A 21,115-nucleotide genomic window follows, 5' to 3' on the forward strand; every position below is an offset into this window, starting at 1 on the left:
ATGCCCGCCAAGCACACGGACTTCGCGACTGCTGCCGCAGCGATTGCCGACGATGATGTCGTCACGGTGTCCTCGTCCTCGGGGCTGGGCTGCCCGGACCGGATGCTCAAGGCTATTGGCGAGCGCTTCGAAGCAACCGGCCATCCGCGCAACCTGACCATGCTGCACCCCATCGCGGCGGGGGACATGTACGGGATCAAGGGGATCGATCACATCGCCCGCGACGGGCTGATTGGCACGGTGATTGCGGGCTCCTACCCCTCCGGCCCATCGTCGAAGCCGATGCCCGAGATCTGGCGCATGATCGTGGAGGACCGCGTGGCCGCCTATAACGTGCCCTCGGGCATCCTGTTCGACATGCACCGCGACGTGGCCGCGCGCAAACCCGGCGTGATGACCCAGGTGGGGCTGGAAACCTTCGTCGACCCGATCCGCGAAGGCTGCGCAATGAACGAGACCGCGGCCGCGCGCCCCATTGTCCACCGACACGAGATGCAAGGCCAAACCTGGCTGCACTTTCCCAACATCGTGCCGAACGTCGCCATCCTGCGTGCGACCACGGCGGATGAGCGCGGCAACCTGACCTTCGAGCATGAGGGCGCAACCCTCGGCGCGCTGGATCAGGCCATCGCTGTGCGCAACCACGGCGGTACGGTCATTGCGCAGGTCAAGCGGGTCACGGCTGCCGGGTCCTTGCGCCCCCATGACGTGCACGTACCCGGGCATCTTGTGGACATGGTCGTGGTCGACTCAGATCAGATGCAAACGACAGAGACCACATTCGACCCGGCGATTTCTGGCGAGGTGATGTCGCCTTGGTCGAGCTTCGAGATTGCGACGCCCGGCATCGAAAAGGTCATTGCCCGGCGCGCGGCGATGGAGTTGCGCGCAGGGCAGTCGGCCAATCTCGGCTTCGGCATCTCGGCCAATGTGCCGCGCATCCTGCTGGAGGAAGGTCACGCCCAATCCATCACCTGGGCCATCGAACAAGGGGCTGTGGGCGGGATACCGCTGACCGGGTTCGCCTTTGGCTGTGCGGCGAATGCGGACGCGATCCTGCCCTCCCCCGCGCAATTCACCTATTTCCAGGGCGGGGGGTTCGACACGTCCTTCCTGTCTTTCCTCGAGGTCGACCGGCAAGGCAATGTGAACGTCTCAAAACTGGGCAAGAAGCCCTACCTGACCGCGGGCTGCGGCGGGTTCGTGGATATCACGGCGCACGCTAAGAAGATCGTGTTTTCGGGATATTTCGAGGCGGGCGCACAGCTTGCGCAAACCGCCGAAAAGATCACGGTCAAGACCCCCGGCAAGTTCTGCAAGATGGTCGAAGAGGTAGAGCACGTCACCTATGCAGGGGCGCGCGGACGCCGGCTTGGGCAGGACGTGATCTACGTGACCGAACGGTGTGTGATGCGCTGTGACGAGGATGGGCTGGTGGCGACCGAGATCATGCCCGGCATTGATGCCAAGCGCGACATCGTCGAGGCCAGCGATGGCCGCGTGCGCATTGCCGGAAACGCGGGCGAGATGCCGCGCAGCTTGCTGGCCGACGGCCCGATGGGCTTGCAGCTATGAGCGCGGTGACCCTGCAGATCGACGGGGCGATTGCGACCCTGACCCTTGAAAACGCTGAAAAATACAACGCGCTGACCACCGCCATGCTGCGCGATCTGAATACCCATTGCGACACGCTGGAGCACTCGAACGTGCGCGCCGTGATCCTCACCGGTGCAGACGAAAAGGCCTTCTGCAGCGGCGCGGACATCATCGAATGGGCACAGCTCACCCCGCGCGATTTCGCCCGCCATTGGGTCCGGCTCGGACACCGGGTTTTTGACCGGATTGCGCGCCTCCCGATGCCGGTGATCGGGGCACTGAACGGGCACGCGATGGGCGGCGGGCTGGAACTCGCGGCCTGCTGCGACCTGCGGGTGATGACCCCGCGCGCCACGCTCGCCCTGCCCGAAACCGGTATCGGGATTGTCCCGGGCTGGTCCGGTACGCAGCGGCTGGCGCAACAACTGCCGCCCGCCGTGCTGAAGGAAATGGCGCTGGCAGGGCGTCGGATCGGCTCTGACCGGGCGCTGGCGCTTGGCCTTGTGAACGAGGTGGCAGAGGACGCACGCGCCGCGGCCCACGCGCTTGCCAGCGAAATCGCGTCCCGCGCACCGGACGCCACCGAAGTGGCCAAGACCCTGATCGCGGCGGCCTATGACGAAGACACGGACGCCGCGCTCGAAGCACTTGGCGGCTGGATACAGGCGGGCTCGTCTGAAAAGTCCGAAGGCGTCGCTGCCTTTGCCGAGAAACGCGACCCAAGATTTGGAGACGATGCATGACCACGCATGATTTGCGCCTGATTGGGCGTGACGACCCTGCCCCGTCTGACCCGGTGTTCGAGGCGCGCCACCTGATCGATGGCCAATGGCTCTCCGGCACCGGCACATTCACCCGCGAAAGCCCGGCCCACGGCACACGGGTCACGCGCGCCGCCCTTGGCACGGAGGCAGATGCCAAGGCCGCAATCGCCGCCGCCCGCGCGGCATTCGACGATGGCCGTTGGTCCACCCTGCCCGGCAAGGAACGCGCGGCCGTTCTGGACAGAACAGCCGCATTGATCGAACGCGATATCGACCGCATCGCGCAGCTGGAGACACTGGAATCCGGCAAGCCCATCACGCAAGCGAAAGCCGAAATCGCCGGGGCCGCGGACCTCTGGCGCTATGCGGCGGCGCTGGCCCGCACCTCCGTGGGAGAGACGCAGAACGCCCTTGGCCCCGACATGCTGGGCCTGACCCTGCGGGAGCCGATTGGCGTGGTATCGATGATCACGCCGTGGAATTTCCCGTTCCTGATCGTCAGCCAGAAACTGCCCTATGCGCTGGCGGCGGGATGCACGGCGGTGGTGAAGCCGTCGGAGCTGACGTCGGCCACCACCGTCATTCTTGGCGAGTTGCTGATAGAGGCCGGTCTGCCCGCCGGTGTCGTGAACATCGTTCTGGGATACGGTGCGCCGGTGGGCGAGGTCCTGAGCACTGACCCGCGGGTGGACATGGTGTCGTTTACGGGTTCGACCGGCGTGGGCCGTGCAATCGTGGCCGCAACGGCGCCAACGCTGAAAAAGGTCGCGCTGGAACTTGGGGGCAAGAATCCCCAGGTGGTCTTTGCCGACGCCGATCTGGATGCCGCAGCCGACGCGATCGCCTTTGGCGTCTATTTCAACGCGGGCGAATGCTGCAATTCCGGCTCGCGCATCATCGTGCACCGGAACGTCATCGGCCCCCTGACAGAAAAACTCGTTGCCCTGTCGCGCAAGGTGGCTTTCGGCGACCCGCTGCACCCGGACACGCAGGTGGGCGCGATCATTTCTGACGCGCATCAGGCCAAGATCGACAGGTACGTGCAGGACGCCGTAGCGGGCGGCGCAACGCTTGCGCTTGGCGGGGCTGCTCTGCCGGTTGAGGGATTGCCGGGACGGTTCTATGCGCCAACGCTGGTCAATGATGTGACGCCGGACATGCCCATCGCGACGCAGGAGGTGTTCGGTCCGGTCCTGTCGATCCTGACCTTTGACACGTTCGAGGAGGCCATGGGACTGGTGAACGATACGGAGTACGGGCTGAGCGCGGGCGTCTGGTCCGAAAGCGTCGAAACCTGCTTGCGGTTTGCGCGCCACGCCCAGGCGGGCACGGTCTGGACAAACACCTGGATGGACGGGTTTCCCGAACTGCCCTTCGGCGGGGTCAAGCAGTCCGGCCTGGGACGGGAACTGGGCCGTCAGGCGATCGAGGACTATCAGGAGACAAAAACCGTCACGATGCGCATCGGCACGCAGACCCGTGCGCCCTGGGTGGCGGAGTGACCCTATCCGGACAACCTGAACCGAGCCTGCGGCGCATGGAGCACCTGCAATCCCAGCGGGTCGGCCCCGTCGATTCGTTTGAGCAGCAATTCGCCCGCCTCGAACCCGGTGTGGCGCAAATCTTCGAACACGGTCTCGATGCGCGGACGCAGCTGGCTGAAGATGGGCGAGGCACGTTTGGCGACCACGTCCGCGGCCTCTCCGATCGCGATGCCCGCGTCGCTCAACGCGGCAAGCGTGGCCAGTGCCGACACCTCGCCGACGCAGATAAACCCGTCCGGGCGGTCAGGGCCGGCCAGCGTTATGCGCGTTGTTTCGGCAATCTCGTCCGGGCTGCTGTCAAGATCGACGCCACTGGGCAGGGTAAATTCCAACCCGGCTTCGCGCACCGCCGACATGAAGCCATAGCGCAGGTGCTGGGCGAAGGTGAACCTGTCATCCGGCAGGATCATGCACACATGGCGACGCCCTTTTTCAGCCAGCCGTTCCACCGCCATCCGGGCAAACGCCGCGTTGTCGTAATCCACGAACGGATGCGGCGTGGTGAAGTCGGTGCGGCCATGGGTGACGAAGGGAAAATCGTTCTCAAGCAGGAACCGAACGCGTTCGTCGAAGCATTCGGTCCGCGTGAAGACGATGCCATCGGCCAGACGGTTGCGCAGGATGTTGCGGACGACGGCCATGCGGTCTTCTTCCACCGTATCGGGGACGATGGTCACGGCATAGCCCGTGCCCCGCAGGGCCCCGGTGATGCCCGAAAGGAACTCGTTGGTGAAGCCGAGGTATTCGTGATCGGTGTTCAGCAGCAGCCCGATGACCTTGGTCCGCCCCGTGCGCAAACGCTGCGCGGCCCGGTCGGGGACATATCCCACCCGCTCTGCGGCCTCTGCCACGGACAACCGCGTCGACTCCGCGATACGCTCATCTCCGGCCAGCGCCCGCGAAACCGTGGTCACGGCAAACCCCGTTGCTTCCGCCACGGTCCGCAATGTCGGCTTGGTCCGTTTGACAGGTTGCGGGATTTCGGTTTCGCTGGCCACGACAGACCCTTTCCAAAGACTTCGCGCCCAGCATATGCGCAGAATTTAAAACGTTGCAACAATTTTCACCGGCCATGTGGGGAATTCTTTTTATCACCATGATTTAAAAGCGTTATTTTACACAATTATAGCCTTTTTTGCGGCCAAAATATTCGCTTGACACAGCATGGGTTTATAACGTTCTAATTATTCATCTCCGGCAGATCACGCCGGAACTCAACGGGAGGAAGACCGGAAATGATGATGAAGTCACTCAAGATGACCGTCGCCGCGCTCGCGCTGTCGGCGGGCGCCGCCCAGGCCGCGGATGTGGAGGTTCTGCACTGGTGGACGTCGGGCGGTGAAGCCGCAGCACTCAACGTGCTCAAGCAGGACCTCGAGACTCAGGGCATCGGCTGGCAGGACATGCCGGTTGCAGGCGGTGGCGGCACCGAAGCCATGACCGTTCTGCGTGCACGCGTCACCGCGGGCGACGCACCGACCGCCGTTCAGGCGCTTGGGTTCGACATCCTCGACTGGGGCAACCAGGGCGCCTTGGCGAACCTGAACGCGTTGGCCGCGGAAGAAGGCTGGGACGCCGTGGTGCCCGAAGCGCTGCAGGCATTTGCCAAAGTCGACGACAAGTGGATTTCCGCGCCCGTCAACGTGCACTCCACCAACTGGGTGTGGGCCAACAAGTCGGTTCTGGACGCCAACGGGATCGCGATGCCCACCACATGGGACGAGTTCACCGCTGCGGTTGAGACACTGAAAGCCGCGGGCATCACGCCGATCGCCCACGGCGGACAGGCATGGCAGGACGCGACCGTGTTCGACGCGGTTGTGATGTCGACCGGTGGTCCGGACTTCTACAAAGCCGCCTTTATCGATCTGGATGAAGAGGCACTTGGCTCGGACACGATGAAGGAAGCGTTCGATCGCATGTCCTTCATCCGCGCCAATGTCGATGAGAACTTCTCGGGCCGCGACTGGAACCTCGCCACAGCCATGGTCATCAATGGCGAAGCCGGCTTCCAGATGATGGGCGACTGGGCCAAGGGGGAATTCCTGAACGCGGGCAAGGTGCCGGGTGAGGATTTCCTCTGCTTCCGCTTCCCGGGCACGCAGGATCAGGTCACTTTCAACGCTGACCAGTTCATGATGTTCGACCAGGGCGGCGAAGTCTCCGCCGAGCAGGCAGCACTTGCCAGCGCGATCCTGTCCCCGTCCTTCCAGATTGCCTTCAACAAGGTGAAAGGCTCTGTGCCCGCACGGACCGATGTTGACGGCTCCGACCTCGACGCGTGCGGCCAGCAGGGCATGAAGGATCTTGCAGCGGCCTCTGCCTCCGGCAACCTCTTTGGCTCCATGGCGCATGGCCACGCAGCTCCGGCAGCGGTCAAGAACGCGGTCTATGACGTGGTGACCGCACATTTCAACGGCGAGTATGGCAGTGAAACAGCTGTGCAAGAGCTCGTCGATGCGGTGTCCATCGCACAGTAAGCGCCCGGCGCTTCAGGTCAGGCCGTCACACGCGGCCTGACCCCCAATCGACCAGACCGAGGGAGGGGGCCATGGCAATGGCAGACATCCCGCGCGGGCCTTCCAAAGCCAGCGCGCAGGACAAAGATTTCCGAACCAAACTGCAAGACTGGCTGCCAAAGCTGGTTCTGTCGCCCTCGCTGGCGCTGGTGGGGATCTTCGTCTACGGCTTCATCGCCTTCACGATCTACCTCTCTTTCACGGACAGCCGCATCCTGCCCTTCGTGGGCGCGGATGGTCAGCCGACCTATGACCTGATCGGGTTTGCAAACTACGAAAAGCTCTTCCGCCTTTCGCATTGGGAAATCGCCCTGACCAACATGGCGGTCTTCGCCGGGCTCTACATCGTGATCTGCACCGCCATCGGACTGATGCTCGCGATCTTCCTCGACCAGAAAATCCGCGGCGAAGGCGTGCTGCGCCCGCTTTATCTTTACCCGATGGCGCTGAGCTTCATCGTCACCGGCACCGCCTGGAAGTGGTTTCTGGACCCCGGCATCGGGCTTGAGAACATCATGATCTCCTGGGGCTGGGAAAGCTTCAGCTTTGACTGGATCAAGAACCGCGATTTCGCAATCTACACCGTGGTCCTTGCCGCGGTCTGGCAAACCTCGGGCTTCGTCATGGCGATGTTCCTTGCAGGTTTGCGCGGCATCGACAACGAGATCCTGAAGGCCGCGCAGATGGATGGCGCGTCCAACTGGAACCTCTACCGCCGCATCATCATCCCGCAATTGCGGCCCGCGTTCCTGTCGGCCTTCGTGATCCTCGCGCATCTCGCGATCAAGACCTTCGATCTTGTGGTCGCCATGACCGGCGGCGGCCCGGGCCGGGCCACCGAACTGCCCGCGACGTTCATGTATTCCTACACGTTCAGCCGCAACCAGATGGGGATCGGCGCGTCCTCGGCGGTCATCATGCTGATGACCATCGCCGCGATCATGATCCCCTACCTCTACGCCGAACTGCGGGAGAAGAAGTGATGGCCATCGCAAGCTCGGACACCGCCATCCGCACCGGCCGCATCACGCGCACGTTCCTTTACCTCGTGCTGCTGCTCTTCGCGCTGTTTTACATGCTGCCGCTCTACGTAATGCTGGTGAACTCCGTCAAACCGCTCGATGAGATTACCGGCGGCGGCATGATGTCCCTGCCCCAGACCTGGACGCTTGAGCCGTGGTCGAAGGCGTGGAACTCCGCCCAGATCGGGGTCGAGCCCACGGGCCTCGCGCCGTATTTCTGGAACTCGATCAAGATGGTGGTGCCCGCCGTGGCGATCTCCACCGTGCTGGGGGCGCTCAACGGCTATGTCCTGACCAAGTGGCGCTTCAAGTACGACACGATCCTGTTCGGGCTGATGCTCTTTGCCTGCTTCATCCCGTTCCAGATCGTGCTTATCCCGATGGCCCGCGTGCTGGGCGAGATCGGGCTTGCAGGCTCCACGGGTGGGCTGGTTCTGGTGCATGTGGTGTACGGGATCGGGTTCTCGACCCTCTACTTCCGTAACTACTACGCCGCCTTCCCGACCGAGCTTGTGCGGGCCGCACAGATCGACGGCGCGGGGTTCTTCCAGATCTTCTGGCGGATCCTCCTGCCCTCGTCCGGGCCGATCACCGTGGTCTGCGTGATCTGGCAGTTCACCAATATCTGGAATGACTTCCTGTTCGGCGCGAGCTTCGCCAGTGGCGATGGCGCCCCGATGACCGTGGCACTCAACAACCTCGTGCAAAGTTCCACCGGCGTGAAGGAATACAACGTCCATTTCGCGGGCGCGATCCTGGCCGCCCTGCCCACTCTGCTCGTCTACATCGTCGCCGGGCGCTACTTCGTCCGCGGCCTGATGGCCGGAAGCGTGAAAGGATAATCCGATGGGATTTCTCGACATCGACAACGCAACCAAATCCTATGGCGCGGTGGAGGTTCTGCACAAAGTGGACATCTCCGTCGAAGAGGGAGAGTTCCTCGTCCTGGTCGGCCCCTCGGGCTGCGGCAAGTCCACGCTTCTGAACATGATCGCGGGGCTTGAGGAAATCTCCAGCGGCGAGATCCGGATCAAGGACTCCGTGATGAACGGTGTCCACCCGTCCAAGCGCAACATCGCGATGGTGTTCCAGTCCTATGCGCTCTACCCCAACATGAGCGTCGGGCAGAACATCACCTTCGGGCTGGAGATGCACGGCACCCCGAAGGAAGAACGGGACAAGGCGCTTGCCGATGTCTCGAAGCTCTTGCAGATCGAACAGCTCTTGGACCGCAAGCCGGGCCAGCTGTCAGGTGGCCAGCGTCAGCGGGTTGCGATGGGCCGCGCTTTGGTGCGGAACCCGGATGTGTTCCTCTTTGATGAGCCGCTGTCGAACCTGGACGCCAAGCTGCGCGTGGACATGCGGACCGAGATCAAGAAGCTGCACCAGAAGCTTGGCACGACAATCGTGTACGTCACCCACGACCAGATCGAAGCACTGACCCTGTCGACGCGCATCGCCGTGATGAACGGCGGGTACGTTCAGCAGCTCGGCACCCCGAAAGAGATCTATGACAACCCGGCAAACCTGTTCGTGGCGACCTTCATGGGCTCCCCGTCGATGAACCTGTTGGATGTGAAGGTCCGCGCCGAGGGCAACGCCATCATGGCCGACACGCAGGATGATGCAGGCAACCCAGTCGCGCTGACCTTCGCGAACCCGTCGCCCGAGTTGAAATCCTATCACGGCCAGACCGTGACACTCGGCATCCGGCCCGAGGCGATCACCGATCCTGACGGGGCCGACCGCGCCTCCGCGCATCTTGAGACGGTCGAGAACACGATCATGGTGACAGAGCCCGCCGGGTCCGACACGTTCGTGACCACCCAGTTTGGCGGCAAGGAATGCATTGCCCGGATGCGCGCCGATGCCGATGTAAGCGCGGGCCAGCGCGTGCAATTTGCGATCAACATGGAGAAGGCCGTCGCGTTCGATCAAAAATCCGAAGCACGGATCGCCTGATGGATGCGGACATCCTTATCATCGGATCGGGTATGGGCGGGGCCACTCTGGCCGCTGCGCTCGCCCCGACCGGTGCGCGGATCGTCATCCTTGAACGCGGCGAACGGTTGCAGCCGTCGCCAGCGACCCGTGACCCTTTTTCAGTGTTTAAATTTGGAACGTTCCGATCCGGTGAGACGTGGGAGACGCCGGAAGGGAAGCCCTTTGACCCCGGCAACTACTACATGGTCGGTGGCAATTCGAAGTTTTACGGCGCAGTGATGTTTCGCTACCGGCGCGAGGATTTCGGTGAGTTGTCCCATCTTGGCGGCACATCACCCGCGTGGCCCGTTGATTACGACACGTTCGCCCCGTGGTACCGCGCCGCGGAAGACATGTATGAAGTGCGCGGCGCGCGCGGCGTGGACCCGACAGACCCGGACGACACTCCCTACCCGCACCCACCTGTCCCGCATGAACCTGACATCGCGCACGCTGCATCGCGATTGGCCGCCCGGGACCTGACGCCTGCACCCTTGCCTCTTGCCGTTGACCTGAACGCGTGGCTGGCGGAAGGCCGAACCGGCTGGGACGGGTACCCGAATACGGGATCAGGCAAGAAGGACGCCGAGAGCGTCGGGATCGCCAAAGCGCTGGCGCATTCCAATGTCACGCTCGAGACAGGATGCGAGGTCACGCGGTTGGTCGCCGACGCATCCGGGCAGATCACTGAAGTGCGCTATGCGAAGAATGGCGCTGGTCACACCGCGACATCGCGTCTGGTCATCTTGTCGGCCGGTGCCGTGCAATCCGCTGCCCTGCTGCTGAAATCAGCCAATGACAATTTTCCGACCGGGTTGGCCAATGGGTCCGATCAGGTGGGACGCAATTTCATGAACCACAATTGCAGTGCAATGATGGCGCTGCACCCCTTGCGGAAAGTCTCAACACTCTACCAAAAGACACTGTACTTGAACGACTTTTATCTTTCGGGCGAGCAATCGAGCACACCCCTCGGCAATATCCAGCTTCTGGGAAAGATCACGCCCGAGATTCTGCGTTGCGTCAGCCCGTTGCCAGCACCGCTTGCGAGTTGGATCGCGCGCCGGTCCGTCGACTGGTACCTGATGTCCGAGGACTTGCCGACGCCGGACAGCCGCGTCACCGTGAAAGGCGATCGGATCGTGCTCGACTGGAAACGCACCAATTTGGACGCGCACTCAATGCTCGTAAAGACCTTCCGGTCAGCTTTGAAGAAAGCGGGCTATCCGATTGTTCTCAGTCAGGCCTTTGATCGCTCCACCCCCTCGCACCAGTGTGGCACCGTACGATTTGGACAGGACCCTAGAACGGCGCCGCTCGACCTGACCTGCCGAGCACACCAGCACCCCAACCTTTATGTGGTGGACGCCAGCTTTCTGCCCTGTTCCGCCGCCGTGAACCCCGCGCTGACCATTGCCGCGAACGCGCTGCGGGTCGCTGACCATATTGCCAAGACGGAGCTTGCCGCATGAGCCAGACCGCCCTGATCACCGGAGGCCAGCGCGGCATCGGCCGCGCCATCGCGACAGCCTTGCACAGCGCAGGCTTCCAAATCGCACTCATTGCCGAGGTCGCCTCGAACGACCCGGACGTGAACGAGACGATGTCGAAATTGCCAGGGGCGCGGTACTATACTCAGGACCTCCGTCAAACTGACAGCCTTGGCGGTCTTCTCGACCGGATTGAGGGCGACCTTGGCCCTCTCACGACCCTGATTTCGAACGCTGGGGTGCCCGCCCCGGTGCGGGGTGACTTGCTGGACGTCACACCTGAGAACTACGACTTCACACAGGCGATCAACGCGCGGGCCGGGTTCTTTCTGGCCCAGAACGTTGCGCGGCGGATGCTGGCGCGGGACACAGACGGTTATCGCGCCTTGTGTTTCGTCACATCTGTCAGCGCCGAGATGGTGTCGGTGGAGCGGGGGGATTACTGCATCTCCAAATCCGCGGCGGCGATGACGGCACAACTGTTTGCGGCGCGGCTTGCCGGCGACGGAATCGGTGTGTTCGACATCCGCCCGGGCATCATCGACACGCCCATGACCGCCGGTGTCCGCGACGCATACACCGTGCGGATCGAGGACGGTCTGGTCCCGGCCCGGCGCTGGGGACAGCCAGACGACATTGGATCCACCATCCTGCCGCTTGTCACCGGGCAGATGGCCTTCGCCACGGGCGCGGTTATCCCGGTCGATGGCGGCCTGTCGATCCGGAGGCTTTGACCCATGGCAGAGGGTTTCGATTTTATCGTGGTGGGTGGCGGCAGCGCCGGGTGCGTGTTGGCCGCACGGCTGTCCGAAGACCCGAGCGCACGGGTCCTGTTGCTGGAGGCCGGAGGCCGCGACAGGCACCCTCTGTACGCAATGCCCGCGGGCTTTGCCAAAATGACCAAGGGTATCGGCAGCTGGGGGTATCACACGGTGCCGCAGAAGCACCTTGGCAACCGGGTGTTGCGGTTCACGCAGGCCAAGGTGATGGGCGGCGGGTCGAGCGTGAACGCGCAGATCTATACGCGCGGGCATCCGCTGGACTATGACGAGTGGCGCCAAATGGGATGCGAGGGCTGGTCTTACGCAGACGTGCTGCCCTACTTCCGAAAGTCCGAAGACAACGACACGTTCGACGACCCGTTTCACGGGCGTGGCGGGCCGTTGGGCGTGTCCCAGCCCGCTGCCCCCCTGCCGATCTGCGAGGCGTATTTCAAGGCCGCCGGTCAGCTTGGCATCCCGCACAACCGCGACCTGACCTCAGACACGCAAGACGGTGTGGGATACTACCAACTGACCCAGCGCGATGCGCGGCGATCGTCTACCTCCAAGGCGTTTATCGATCCTGTACGCGGGCGCGCGAACCTGACGGTGCGAGAGGGCGTTGAGGTACAGCGGCTTGTCTTGGAACACGGGCGCGCAACAGGTGTCGTTCTGGGCGACGGCACGGTCGTGCGGGCCGACACGGAGGTCATCGTGACCTCTGGCGCGTTCGGTTCGCCCAAGCTGCTGATGTTGTCGGGGATCGGGCCTGCGGATCATCTGGAGGCGTTGGGAATTGACGTGGCCCTCGACCAGCCGGAGGTTGGCAACAACCTGCAGGATCACCTTGATCTCTTTACCATTTGCGAGTGCACAGGCGATCATACCTATGACAAGTACGCCAGGCCGCATTGGTCCGTGGTGGCCGGGTTGCAGTACATCCTGAACCGCAGCGGGCCGGTCGCGTCGTCGCTGTTCGAGACGGGTGGGTTCTGGTACGCGGACCCGGATGCGCGCAGTCCGGATATCCAGTTCCATCTGGGTCTAGGATCAGGGATCGAAGCCGGGGTGGAGAAGATGCGCAATCCGGGCGTGACCCTCAATTCCGCCTACCTGCGGCCGCGGTCACGCGGCACGCTGCGTCTGGCCTCCGCCAACCCGAATGATGCGCCTCTGATAGACCCGAATTACTGGGCCGACCCCCATGACCGCGACATGTCGATCAAGGGGTTGAGGCTCGCGCAGGAGATCATGGCGCAACCGGCGCTCAGGGACTTCGTCAAACGCCCGGTTCTGCCCGGCCCGGATGTGCAGACCGAGCAGGACTATTTCAACTTCGCCGTGCGGAACGCCAAGACAGATCACCACCCGGCTGGCACGGTGCGCATGGGCGCGGATGACGCCGCCCCGCTGGATGCGCGCTTGCGCCTGCGCGGGATCGACGGGCTGCGCGTGGCCGATGCCTCGGTCATGCCGCGCCTCGTCTCATCCAACACCAACGCCCCCACCATAATGATCGCCGAAAAGTGCGCCGACATGATCAAACAAGATAACGGGATGCCCCTATGATCCGCCATATTGTCCTGACAAAGTTCAAGCCGGGCACGTCCGAGGACCGGATTGCCGAAATCTACGACGGGCTGTCAGCGGTCGCCGACCGGCTGGAGGGCGCACACGGGTTTACCGGTGGCCGCTCCCGAAGTCCCGAACAGATCGAGCGCGGGTATATGCACGGCTTCACCCTCGACTTCGATGACTGGGATGCGCTGGCGCGCTATGCTTCCGACCCCGCGCATCAAGCGCTTGGCGCGCAACTGGTCGAGAACGCCGTGGGGGGGATCGACGGCATTCTTGTTCTGGATATCGAGATATGACCCACCCCCTGTCCTTGCCCTTGTCCGACGGCACCTTGGCGCCGTTTTCGCCCACCGCGACACCGCTTGTACTGCGCGCGCCCGCGCGCCCGTTCACGCGGACGGCCTTCGCGGCGGCGCATGTTGTCTCCGACCCGCTGGCCGAGACGGTCCCCTGGACCACGCCGCCCGCTGTCGACTGGGACGCGACACTCGCCGTGCGTCACGCGCTGTGGGATCAAGGGTTGGGGTTGGCCGAAGCGATGGACACCGCGCAACGCGGCATGGGGGTCGACTGGCCCACCGCCGCCGAATTGATCCGGCGCACGATGGCCGAGGCGAAGGCCCATCCCTTGCGCCCGCGCGTGGCCTGCGGGGCGGGAACGGATAAGTACCGCCCGGCAGACCTGTCCACCGAGGACGCCATCGTCGCGGCCTACGCCGAACAGATGGAGGTCATAGAGGCCGCGGGCGGACAGGTGATCCTCATGGCCTCGCGCACGCTGCCCGCAATCGGCGCGGATGCGGAGGCATATCACCGGGTCTATGGACGGCTGATCGGGCAGGCCGCCGCGCCGATAATCCTGCACTGGCTCGGCGATGCGTTCGATCCCAAACTGACAGGATACTGGGGCAGCGCAGACGTGGCGACCGCGACCGAAACCGTTCTGGACCTGATCGAAACCCACGCAGCGAAGGTCGATGGCATCAAGATCAGCCTGCTGGACCAGGCGCATGAGGAGGCGTTCCGCGCGCGGCTGCCCGAGGGGGTGAAGCTCTATACCGGGGATGACTTCAATTATGCACCGTTGATTGCGGGGGATGGCGAGCACCATTCCCATGCCTTGCTGGGCATCTTTGCCGCCATTGCGCCCGCAGCCGCACAGGCGCTGGAGGCCTTGGCCAAGGACGATCTGGACACCTACACCCGCCTTCTGGACCCGACCGTCCCGCTGAGCCGCGAGATTTTTCGCGCGCCGACGCAGTACTACAAGGCCGGGATCGCGTTCATGGCGTGGCTGAACGGCCGGCAATCGCATTTCCTGATGCCCGGCGGGTTCCAATCCAGTCGCGGGATCGTGCACTATGCCAGCGTGTTCCGGCTTGCAGATGCAGCGCGCCTGCTGCGCGATCCGGATCTGGCCACCGCGCGGATGCGGCACCTGCTGGCCCTGAACGGGATCGACTGACACACATGGACAAGCGACCGACGATCAAGGATGTGGCGGCCCGGGCGGGCGTGTCGAAATCCACCGTGTCGCTGGTCTTGCAGAACTCTGCGCTTGTGAAGGACGAGACCCGCGTTCTGGTGCGGCAGGCTGCGGCTGATCTCGGCTATGTGCGCAATCGCGCGGCCGCCACGTTGCGGGGCGCGGGTACGGGGCTGGTCGGGCTGGTGATCAACGACCTGCGCAACCCGTTTTTTACCGAATTTGCAACCTCCGCGCAGATGGCGTTTGCAAAACGCGGTTACGCCACGGTGATCGCGAACTCCGACGAGGACCCGAAAATACAGGAAACCACGATTGCCGGGATGCTGGAGCATGACGTGTCTGCCCTGCTGATCTCGCCATGCTATGGCGGCGGCGACGCGGCGCTGGAGGCCATCGACCGCGCGGGGATTCCCGCCTTGCAAGTGCTGCGCAATACGCGCGGCGTCGCCTCGGCTTTGCCGTTCTTCAGCTATGACTACGCAAAGGGTTCGATCCTCGCGATGGGGCATTTGCGCGATGCGGGACTGCGCCGGATTGCCTTTGTCGGCGGGTTGGCGGGGCGTGACATCACTGCGGAGCGTCAGGGCGGGTATCTGGAAGGAATGCGCGCGATGGGGGTCAAGCCGCTGATCCTCCCGGGGCGGGCAACGCGCGCGTTTGGACGGGCCGCAGCCGCGCAATTGCTGCGCGACCACCCACAGACCGAAGGTGCGATCTGTTTCAACGACCTGACCGCGCTCGGGCTGATGGCGGGTCTGGCGGAGGCGGGCAAAACGCCCGGGCGCGACATGGCCGTGGTTGGCTTCGACGATATCGAGGAGGCGCAACTGTCGCATCCGCGCCTGACCTCGATCCGCTGCGATATCGAGGCATTCGGCGCCCGCGCGGCCGAGATCGTGATGACGTGGCTCGACACCGGCACGCCCCCGCCCGCCTTGCCGCGCGTACCGGTCAGCCTGCAACCGCGCGCCTCTTCACGACGCTGAGGGCAAAGCACTGGCGCCTGCGCGCCGATTTTCGTATCCAAGAGCCGGGATCGACGAGGGCGGGCACATGCGCAAAACCATTCTGGAACGGTGCGAGGCCACGGGCCTGCGCATGACCGCACCCCGGCGTGTGATTGCGGACGTGCTCGACAAGGCCCGCGATCACCCGGATGTCGAAGAGTTGTTTGCCCGCGCGGGCGCGCTCGACCCGAAAATTTCGCTCGCAACCGTGTATCGGACCGTAAAACTGTTCGAAGAGGCCGGGATTGTGGAGAAGGTGGATTTTGGCGACGGACGCGCGCGGTACGAAGATGCCGAGCGGGACCACCATGACCACCTGATCGATCTGACCAGCGGCGATGTGATCGAATTCGTCTCGCCAGAGATCGAAGCCCTGCAAGAGAAGATCGCGCAAAAGCTTGGGTACCGTCTGACCGGGCACAAGCTGGAGCTTTACGGCGTGCCGCAGAAAAAGCCGCGCTAGGCCCCCTACTGACCGCCGAGGTCCAGCAACGTCCCGTCTTCCGACCAGAAAACACCGGGCGCAATCTTCTCGATCGCAGCGCAGTTGTTTTCCTGGACCGGCCCACCAAGCATGTAGAAACACAGGCGGTCGTCAAAGATCAGCCAGTGCCCGGTCGCGGCCCAGCCATCGCCCTGTGCGCGCGCAACGCCGGTCAGCTCCAGTTTCGCGGTGGCGCGCAGCTCCGACCTGCGGACCTCGATCTCCTGCCCGACGAGATGGGCCTCGATCTCAGCCGCGCTGAGTTGAGCCGTCTCGGCACGCAGGGACTGGGCGCAAACCGCCGCCCCGATGGCGATGACAAGCGCGACAGTCCGGGCCGCAGCGGACATATCCGTGAGTGGGTAAGGCAAGCGCATGACGTCCTCCTCAGGTGCTCGATAAGTTACTGACATAGCTGTCATCAACGTACAAGCAACGTTTTGTTGATCGGTAACACTCCGCTCACGCTCCGATGACGCGGGTTTTCCTAACGTCCCCATGCCGCCGGATCGCACCCGTGTTGGCTGTATTTTTTACCGGGGTCGTCGGAGACGCGGCCTGATTTTAGACGGAGAGACTAATGGGCCAGATTCATGGTTTGACCAAATATGACCGCTTCGTGCTTGAGGCGTGTGACCATCCAGCCGATGCCCTGCCACAGACCTTCGGACGGCTGGGACCAAAAAACCCGCTGTCGGGGATCGCGCCGGGCGGCGCACCATTCAATGACAGTTCCGTCGCGCAGGCCTTCAGCGAAGTTCTGGACGCGATGGAGGACCACACCGACCCCGAAAGCGACGTCGGCGCGGGCATGACCTTCCTCGGTCAGTTTATCGATCACGACATCACGATGGACGCGACCTCGGCCATCGGCACGCGGATTGATCCGCGCTCGATCCGGAATGTCCGGACGCCGGCGCTTGATCTGGATTGCGTCTATGGTGACGGGCCCGAAGCCTCCCCCTGGCTTTACCATCCGGGACACCACGGGTTCATGCTCTATGGCACCGCCGCCAACGCCGGCGACCTGGCCCGCAACACCCATGGCACCGCCCTGATCGGCGATCCGCGCAATGATGAGAACCAGATCGTCAGCCAGCTGCACGGCGCGTTCGTGCAGATGCACAACATTCTGATGACGGCGCTGGAAGGGGACAACGGCATGGTCCCGGCGGCGATGGCAGGGATCCGCGCCCGCGCCATGTCCGAGATCGACGGAGCCACGGAGATGCCGTTCGAGGCCGCGCGCCGCGTCCTGCGCCTGCACTACCAGTGGATCATCCTGAACGATTTCCTGCCCGCCTTCGTCGATGCCCATGTTCTGAAGGACGTCAAACATGCCTTCGCCAAAGGCGGCTTGCCAGCAGGCTTCGACACGCACTCGCCCGTGATGCCGATCGAGTTTTCCGGCGCGGCGTTCCGGTTCGGGCATGCAACGGTGCAGAACGAGTATCACCTGAACTCCGATGTGGGCTTCGTGAAGCTGTTCGAAATGGGGCGTGACGAGTTCACCTCTCGGCCGGAGGTGCGCAATATTGAGTTCGGCAAGCTGTTCGACCTGCCGGGCAACGCCAGTTTCCAGAAGGCGCGTCCGATCTCGCGCAAGCTGGCCAAGTCCATCTTTCACCTGCCCTTCATCGGCTCCCCCCTCAGCATCGGCGGGATGGAGTTGAGCCTTGCCGACAGCCAGAAACTGCCCCATCGCAACATCTTCCGCGACCGGGTCACACTGGAGCTGCCCTCGGGTCAGCAGATGGCGCGGCTGATGAATGTGGCCGAGATCCCCGCGCCCGGTGAATTGTCCCATCGCGGCATCACCAAGACCCCGCTGTGGTACTACTGCCTGCACGAAGCCGAAAGCTTCGGTGGAAAACTGGGTCCCGTGGGCGGCACGCTTGTGGCCGGAACGCTGATGCGGCTGATGGCGCTCGACCCGGAATCGATCCTGTGTTCGGCCCATGATTTCCAGCCATGGACCGAGATGGGTGCCAGCCAGGCGGGGAACTTTTCGCTTGGGCACATGCTCAAGACGGTCGAGGACAAACGCGGCGCCATCGCGCATGCCGCAGATCTGATCACAGGGTGATTTGCCCTGGAAACGGAGCGGGCTTGCCCGCTCCGTTTCAATCCGAACCCAAACCACGCAAGAAAGTTGCGCGTTTTTGCCGTTTGGCGTCATCTTTTCATGACTTTGCCTGTTGACGCGCCCTGTCAAGCCTCCTAACTTCTCGCGCACGAACTGAGAGGATCAAAGGGCATGACCCCGATTGTCGTACTTGTAGGAAAAAGGCGCATGGGCCGGTAACGGACACCAGACCGATCCCCTTGCGCCCCCGACTAACCCCGGGGGTTTTTTTATGCCCGCACGGGCGGCAGGGGCCGCGAGACGACAAAGCAGAAGGATGGAAGTCGATGAGCACGCAAAAGACTGGTGAACAGATGACGGGCGCGCAAATGGTGGTTCAGGCGCTGAAAGATCAGGGCGTCGACACCGTGTTCGGCTACCCGGGCGGTGCAGTCCTTCCGATTTATGACGAGATTTTCCAACAGAACGACATCAAGCATATCCTCGTGCGCCATGAGCAGGCCGCGACCCACGCCGCCGAAGGCTATGCGCGCTCCACCGGCAAGCCCGGTGTTGTTCTGGTGACCTCTGGCCCGGGCGCTACCAATGCCGTGACCGGCATCACGGACGCGCTGATGGACAGCATCCCGATGGTGGTTCTGTCGGGTCAGGTGCCGACCTTCATGATCGGCAACGATGCCTTTCAGGAAGCCGACACCGTGGGCATCACGCGCCCCTGCACCAAGCACAACTGGCTGGTGAAAGAGACCGACGCGCTGGCGGAGACGATCCACCAGGCATTCCATGTCGCGACCTCGGGCCGTCCCGGACCGGTGCTGGTCGACATCCCGAAGGACGTGCAGTTTGCCTCCGGGACCTATACGTCGCCCGCGAAAGCCGAAACCAAGCACTACCAACCGCGTGTGAAAGGCGACATAAACGCCATTACCGCGATGGTCGAGTTGATGGAAACCGCAGAACGCCCCATCTTCTATACCGGGGGGGGCGTGATCAATTCCGGCCCCGCGGCAAGCCAGTTGCTGCGCGAGTTCGTGGCCGAGACCGGGTTTCCGATCACCTCCACCCTGATGGGGCTCGGGTCCTATCCCGCCTCGGGGGAGAATTGGGTCGGCATGCTGGGGATGCACGGGCTCTATGAAGCGAACCTGGCGATGCACGGCTGCGATGTCATGATCAATATCGGGGCGCGCTTCGATGATCGGATCACAGGGCGGGTCGCGGATTTTTCCCCAGGTTCCAAGAAGATACATATCGACATTGATCCAAGCTCGATCAACAAGGTGATCCGGACCGACGTGCCGATCATCGGCGACATTGCGCATGTGCTGGAGGATGCCCTGCGCATCTGGAAAGCCCGCGGCCGCAAGACCAACAAGGAAGGTCTGGCGAAGTGGTGGGCGCAGATCAATGAGTGGCGTGAGATCCGCTGTCTGGATTTCAAGAACTCCGAGACGACGATCAAGCCGCAGTACGCGCTGCAACGTCTGGAGGCGCTGACCAAGGACCACCCCAAGCGCTACATCACGACCGAAGTTGGTCAGCACCAGATGTGGGCGGCGCAGTATCTGGGCTTTGACGAGCCGAACCGCTGGATGACTTCCGGGGGCCTTGGCACGATGGGCTATGGCTTCCCCGCCTCCATCGGGGTGCAGGTTGCGCATCCGGATGCGTTGGTGATCAACGTGGCGGGCGAGGCAAGCTGGCTGATGAACATGCAGGAGATGGGCACGGCGATCCAGTACCGCCTGCCGGTCAAGCAGTTCATCCTGAACAACGAGCGCCTCGGAATGGTGCGCCAGTGGCAGGAACTTCTGCACGGCGAGCGGTACTCGCACAGCTGGTCCGACGCCCTGCCCGATTTCGTGAAACTGGCCGAAGCCTTCGGAGCCAAGGGCATCCTGTGCAACGACCCCAAGGACCTCGATGACGCGATCATGGAGATGCTGGAGTATGACGGCCCGGTCCTGTTCGACTGTCTGGTTGAAAAGCACGAGAACTGCTTCCCCATGATCCCATCGGGCGCGCCGCACAACGAGATGCTGCTCGGCGAGGCGGAGACCCAGGGCGCCATCGGTGCCAAGGGCGCGGTTCTGGTGTAGTGGTCGGGAACGGGGGGCTGTCTGCCCCCCGCACCCCCCGAAGGTATTTGTGCACAAAAGAAAACAAGGCGCGCTCTGCGCCGGAACGAAAGTGGTCCCATGTCCCCGCTGAAGATTGAACAAGGCTCCTCGAAGCATTCCGCCTATGACCTGCGGTCGACCTATGGCGACCACCAGGAAACCCACACGCTGGCGGTGGTTGTCGATAACGAGGCAGGCGTTCTTGCCCGCGTGATCGGGCTGTTTTCCGGGCGCGGATACAACATCGAGAGCCTGACCGTGGCCGAGATCGACCATGAAGGGCACCGCTCGCGCATCACGATTGTGACCACGGGCACGCCACAGGTGATCGAGCAGATCAAGGCACAGTTGGCACGCATGGTGCCGGTGCACGAGGTCCATGACCTGACGGTGGAAGGGGCGAGCGTGGAGCGCGAACTGGCCCTATTCAAAGTGGCCGGCGCGGGCGATCACCGGATCGAGGCGTTGCGGCTCGCGGAAATCTTTCGCGCGAACGTGGTTGACAGCACGCTTGAAAGCTTCGTGTTCGAGATCACCGGCACGCCACAGAAAATCGATGCGTTCGGCGATCTGATGCGCCCGCTCGGTCTGATCGAGATTGCGCGAACCGGTGTGGCTGCCCTGTCGCGCGGAACCAGCGGCTAGCCCGGCACAACGCCGCAAAACCACAGC

At 63.2% G+C, this 21,115-nt stretch carries 19 protein-coding genes; 17 read left to right on the top strand and 2 right to left on the bottom strand.

Annotated features, from left to right (window positions below):
• Genes ACP15N_RS02590 through ACP15N_RS02600 form a run of 3 tightly spaced genes read left to right on the top strand, consistent with a single transcriptional unit; the run spans position 1 to position 3,862 of the window.
• On the top strand, positions 1-1,575 hold the full coding sequence (locus ACP15N_RS02590; protein ID WP_425090653.1) for an acyl CoA:acetate/3-ketoacid CoA transferase: 1,575 nt from the start codon (positions 1-3) through the stop codon (positions 1,573-1,575).
• On the top strand, positions 1,572-2,339 hold the full coding sequence (locus ACP15N_RS02595) for an enoyl-CoA hydratase/isomerase family protein (RefSeq protein ID WP_425090654.1): 768 nt from the start codon (positions 1,572-1,574) through the stop codon (positions 2,337-2,339). The genes ACP15N_RS02590 and ACP15N_RS02595 overlap by 4 nt, the downstream gene beginning before the upstream one ends.
• Positions 2,336-3,862, top strand: coding sequence for an aldehyde dehydrogenase family protein (locus tag ACP15N_RS02600; RefSeq protein WP_425090655.1), 1,527 nt, complete (start codon positions 2,336-2,338; stop codon positions 3,860-3,862). The genes ACP15N_RS02595 and ACP15N_RS02600 overlap by 4 nt, the downstream gene beginning before the upstream one ends.
• A gap of 2 nt (positions 3,863-3,864) precedes the next feature.
• Here ACP15N_RS02600 and ACP15N_RS02605 read toward each other — a convergent pair whose 3' ends face one another.
• On the bottom strand, positions 3,865-4,902 hold the full coding sequence (locus tag ACP15N_RS02605; protein WP_425090656.1) for a LacI family transcriptional regulator: 1,038 nt from the start codon (positions 4,900-4,902) through the stop codon (positions 3,865-3,867).
• 240 nt (positions 4,903-5,142) lie between these two features.
• Between ACP15N_RS02605 and ACP15N_RS02610 the strand changes: the two genes are divergently transcribed.
• From ACP15N_RS02610 to ACP15N_RS02660, 11 genes are all read left to right on the top strand, one after another.
• Complete coding sequence (locus tag ACP15N_RS02610) at positions 5,143-6,384, top strand: ABC transporter substrate-binding protein (protein WP_425091596.1); 1,242 nt, start codon at positions 5,143-5,145, stop codon at positions 6,382-6,384.
• A gap of 71 nt (positions 6,385-6,455) precedes the next feature.
• Positions 6,456-7,406, top strand: a complete 951-nt coding sequence (locus ACP15N_RS02615) for a carbohydrate ABC transporter permease (RefSeq protein ID WP_425090657.1) — start codon at positions 6,456-6,458, stop codon at positions 7,404-7,406.
• Positions 7,406-8,287, top strand: a complete 882-nt coding sequence (locus ACP15N_RS02620) for a carbohydrate ABC transporter permease (RefSeq protein ID WP_425090658.1) — start codon at positions 7,406-7,408, stop codon at positions 8,285-8,287. The genes ACP15N_RS02615 and ACP15N_RS02620 overlap by 1 nt, the downstream gene beginning before the upstream one ends.
• Positions 8,288-8,291: 4 nt before the next feature.
• Positions 8,292-9,407, top strand: a complete 1,116-nt coding sequence (locus tag ACP15N_RS02625) for an ABC transporter ATP-binding protein (protein ID WP_425090659.1) — start codon at positions 8,292-8,294, stop codon at positions 9,405-9,407.
• Entirely contained in the window at positions 9,407-10,900 is a 1,494-nt protein-coding gene (locus ACP15N_RS02630; protein WP_425090660.1) for an FAD-dependent oxidoreductase, read from the top strand. The genes ACP15N_RS02625 and ACP15N_RS02630 overlap by 1 nt, the downstream gene beginning before the upstream one ends.
• The gene (locus ACP15N_RS02635) at positions 10,897-11,652 is read left to right on the top strand and encodes a 3-ketoacyl-ACP reductase (RefSeq protein WP_425090661.1); all 756 of its coding nucleotides are present in this window, start codon (positions 10,897-10,899) and stop codon (positions 11,650-11,652) included. Before ACP15N_RS02630 ends, ACP15N_RS02635 begins: the two co-directional genes overlap by 4 nt.
• Before the next feature lie 3 nt (positions 11,653-11,655).
• Positions 11,656-13,248 carry a GMC family oxidoreductase gene (locus ACP15N_RS02640; protein WP_425090662.1) on the top strand — a complete coding sequence of 531 codons (1,593 nt, stop codon included), beginning with the start codon at positions 11,656-11,658 and terminating at the stop codon, positions 13,246-13,248.
• On the top strand, positions 13,245-13,553 hold the full coding sequence (locus ACP15N_RS02645; RefSeq protein ID WP_425090663.1) for a Dabb family protein: 309 nt from the start codon (positions 13,245-13,247) through the stop codon (positions 13,551-13,553). Before ACP15N_RS02640 ends, ACP15N_RS02645 begins: the two co-directional genes overlap by 4 nt.
• Complete coding sequence (locus tag ACP15N_RS02650; protein WP_425090664.1) at positions 13,550-14,722, top strand: dihydrodipicolinate synthase family protein; 1,173 nt, start codon at positions 13,550-13,552, stop codon at positions 14,720-14,722. The genes ACP15N_RS02645 and ACP15N_RS02650 overlap by 4 nt, the downstream gene beginning before the upstream one ends.
• Before the next feature lie 5 nt (positions 14,723-14,727).
• Positions 14,728-15,732 carry a LacI family DNA-binding transcriptional regulator gene (locus tag ACP15N_RS02655; RefSeq protein ID WP_425090665.1) on the top strand — a complete coding sequence of 335 codons (1,005 nt, stop codon included), beginning with the start codon at positions 14,728-14,730 and terminating at the stop codon, positions 15,730-15,732.
• Between the two features lie 67 nt (positions 15,733-15,799).
• The gene (locus ACP15N_RS02660; protein ID WP_425090666.1) at positions 15,800-16,216 is read left to right on the top strand and encodes a Fur family transcriptional regulator; all 417 of its coding nucleotides are present in this window, start codon (positions 15,800-15,802) and stop codon (positions 16,214-16,216) included.
• A gap of 5 nt (positions 16,217-16,221) precedes the next feature.
• On the opposite strand, the gene ACP15N_RS02665 is transcribed toward ACP15N_RS02660, so the two are convergent.
• Positions 16,222-16,614 carry a hypothetical protein gene (locus ACP15N_RS02665; RefSeq protein ID WP_425090667.1) on the bottom strand — a complete coding sequence of 131 codons (393 nt, stop codon included), beginning with the start codon at positions 16,612-16,614 and terminating at the stop codon, positions 16,222-16,224.
• A gap of 203 nt (positions 16,615-16,817) precedes the next feature.
• Between ACP15N_RS02665 and ACP15N_RS02670 the strand changes: the two genes are divergently transcribed.
• The 3 genes from ACP15N_RS02670 to ilvN all read left to right on the top strand — a co-directional run bounded on the left by ACP15N_RS02670 (position 16,818) and on the right by ilvN (position 21,088).
• Entirely contained in the window at positions 16,818-18,323 is a 1,506-nt protein-coding gene (locus tag ACP15N_RS02670; RefSeq protein WP_425090668.1) for a peroxidase family protein, read from the top strand.
• 326 nt (positions 18,324-18,649) lie between these two features.
• Positions 18,650-20,422 (top strand): acetolactate synthase 3 large subunit, encoded by a 1,773-nt coding sequence (locus ACP15N_RS02675; protein WP_425090669.1) that lies wholly within the window; start codon positions 18,650-18,652, stop codon positions 20,420-20,422.
• A 99-nt stretch (positions 20,423-20,521) separates the two neighbouring features.
• The gene (gene ilvN / locus ACP15N_RS02680; protein WP_425090670.1) at positions 20,522-21,088 is read left to right on the top strand and encodes an acetolactate synthase small subunit; all 567 of its coding nucleotides are present in this window, start codon (positions 20,522-20,524) and stop codon (positions 21,086-21,088) included.
• Positions 21,089-21,115 lie beyond the last annotated feature (27 nt).

Source organism: Tropicimonas sp. S265A (assembly GCF_049800835.1).
In the GTDB taxonomy this organism is placed as follows: Bacteria; Pseudomonadota; Alphaproteobacteria; order Rhodobacterales; family Rhodobacteraceae; genus Dinoroseobacter.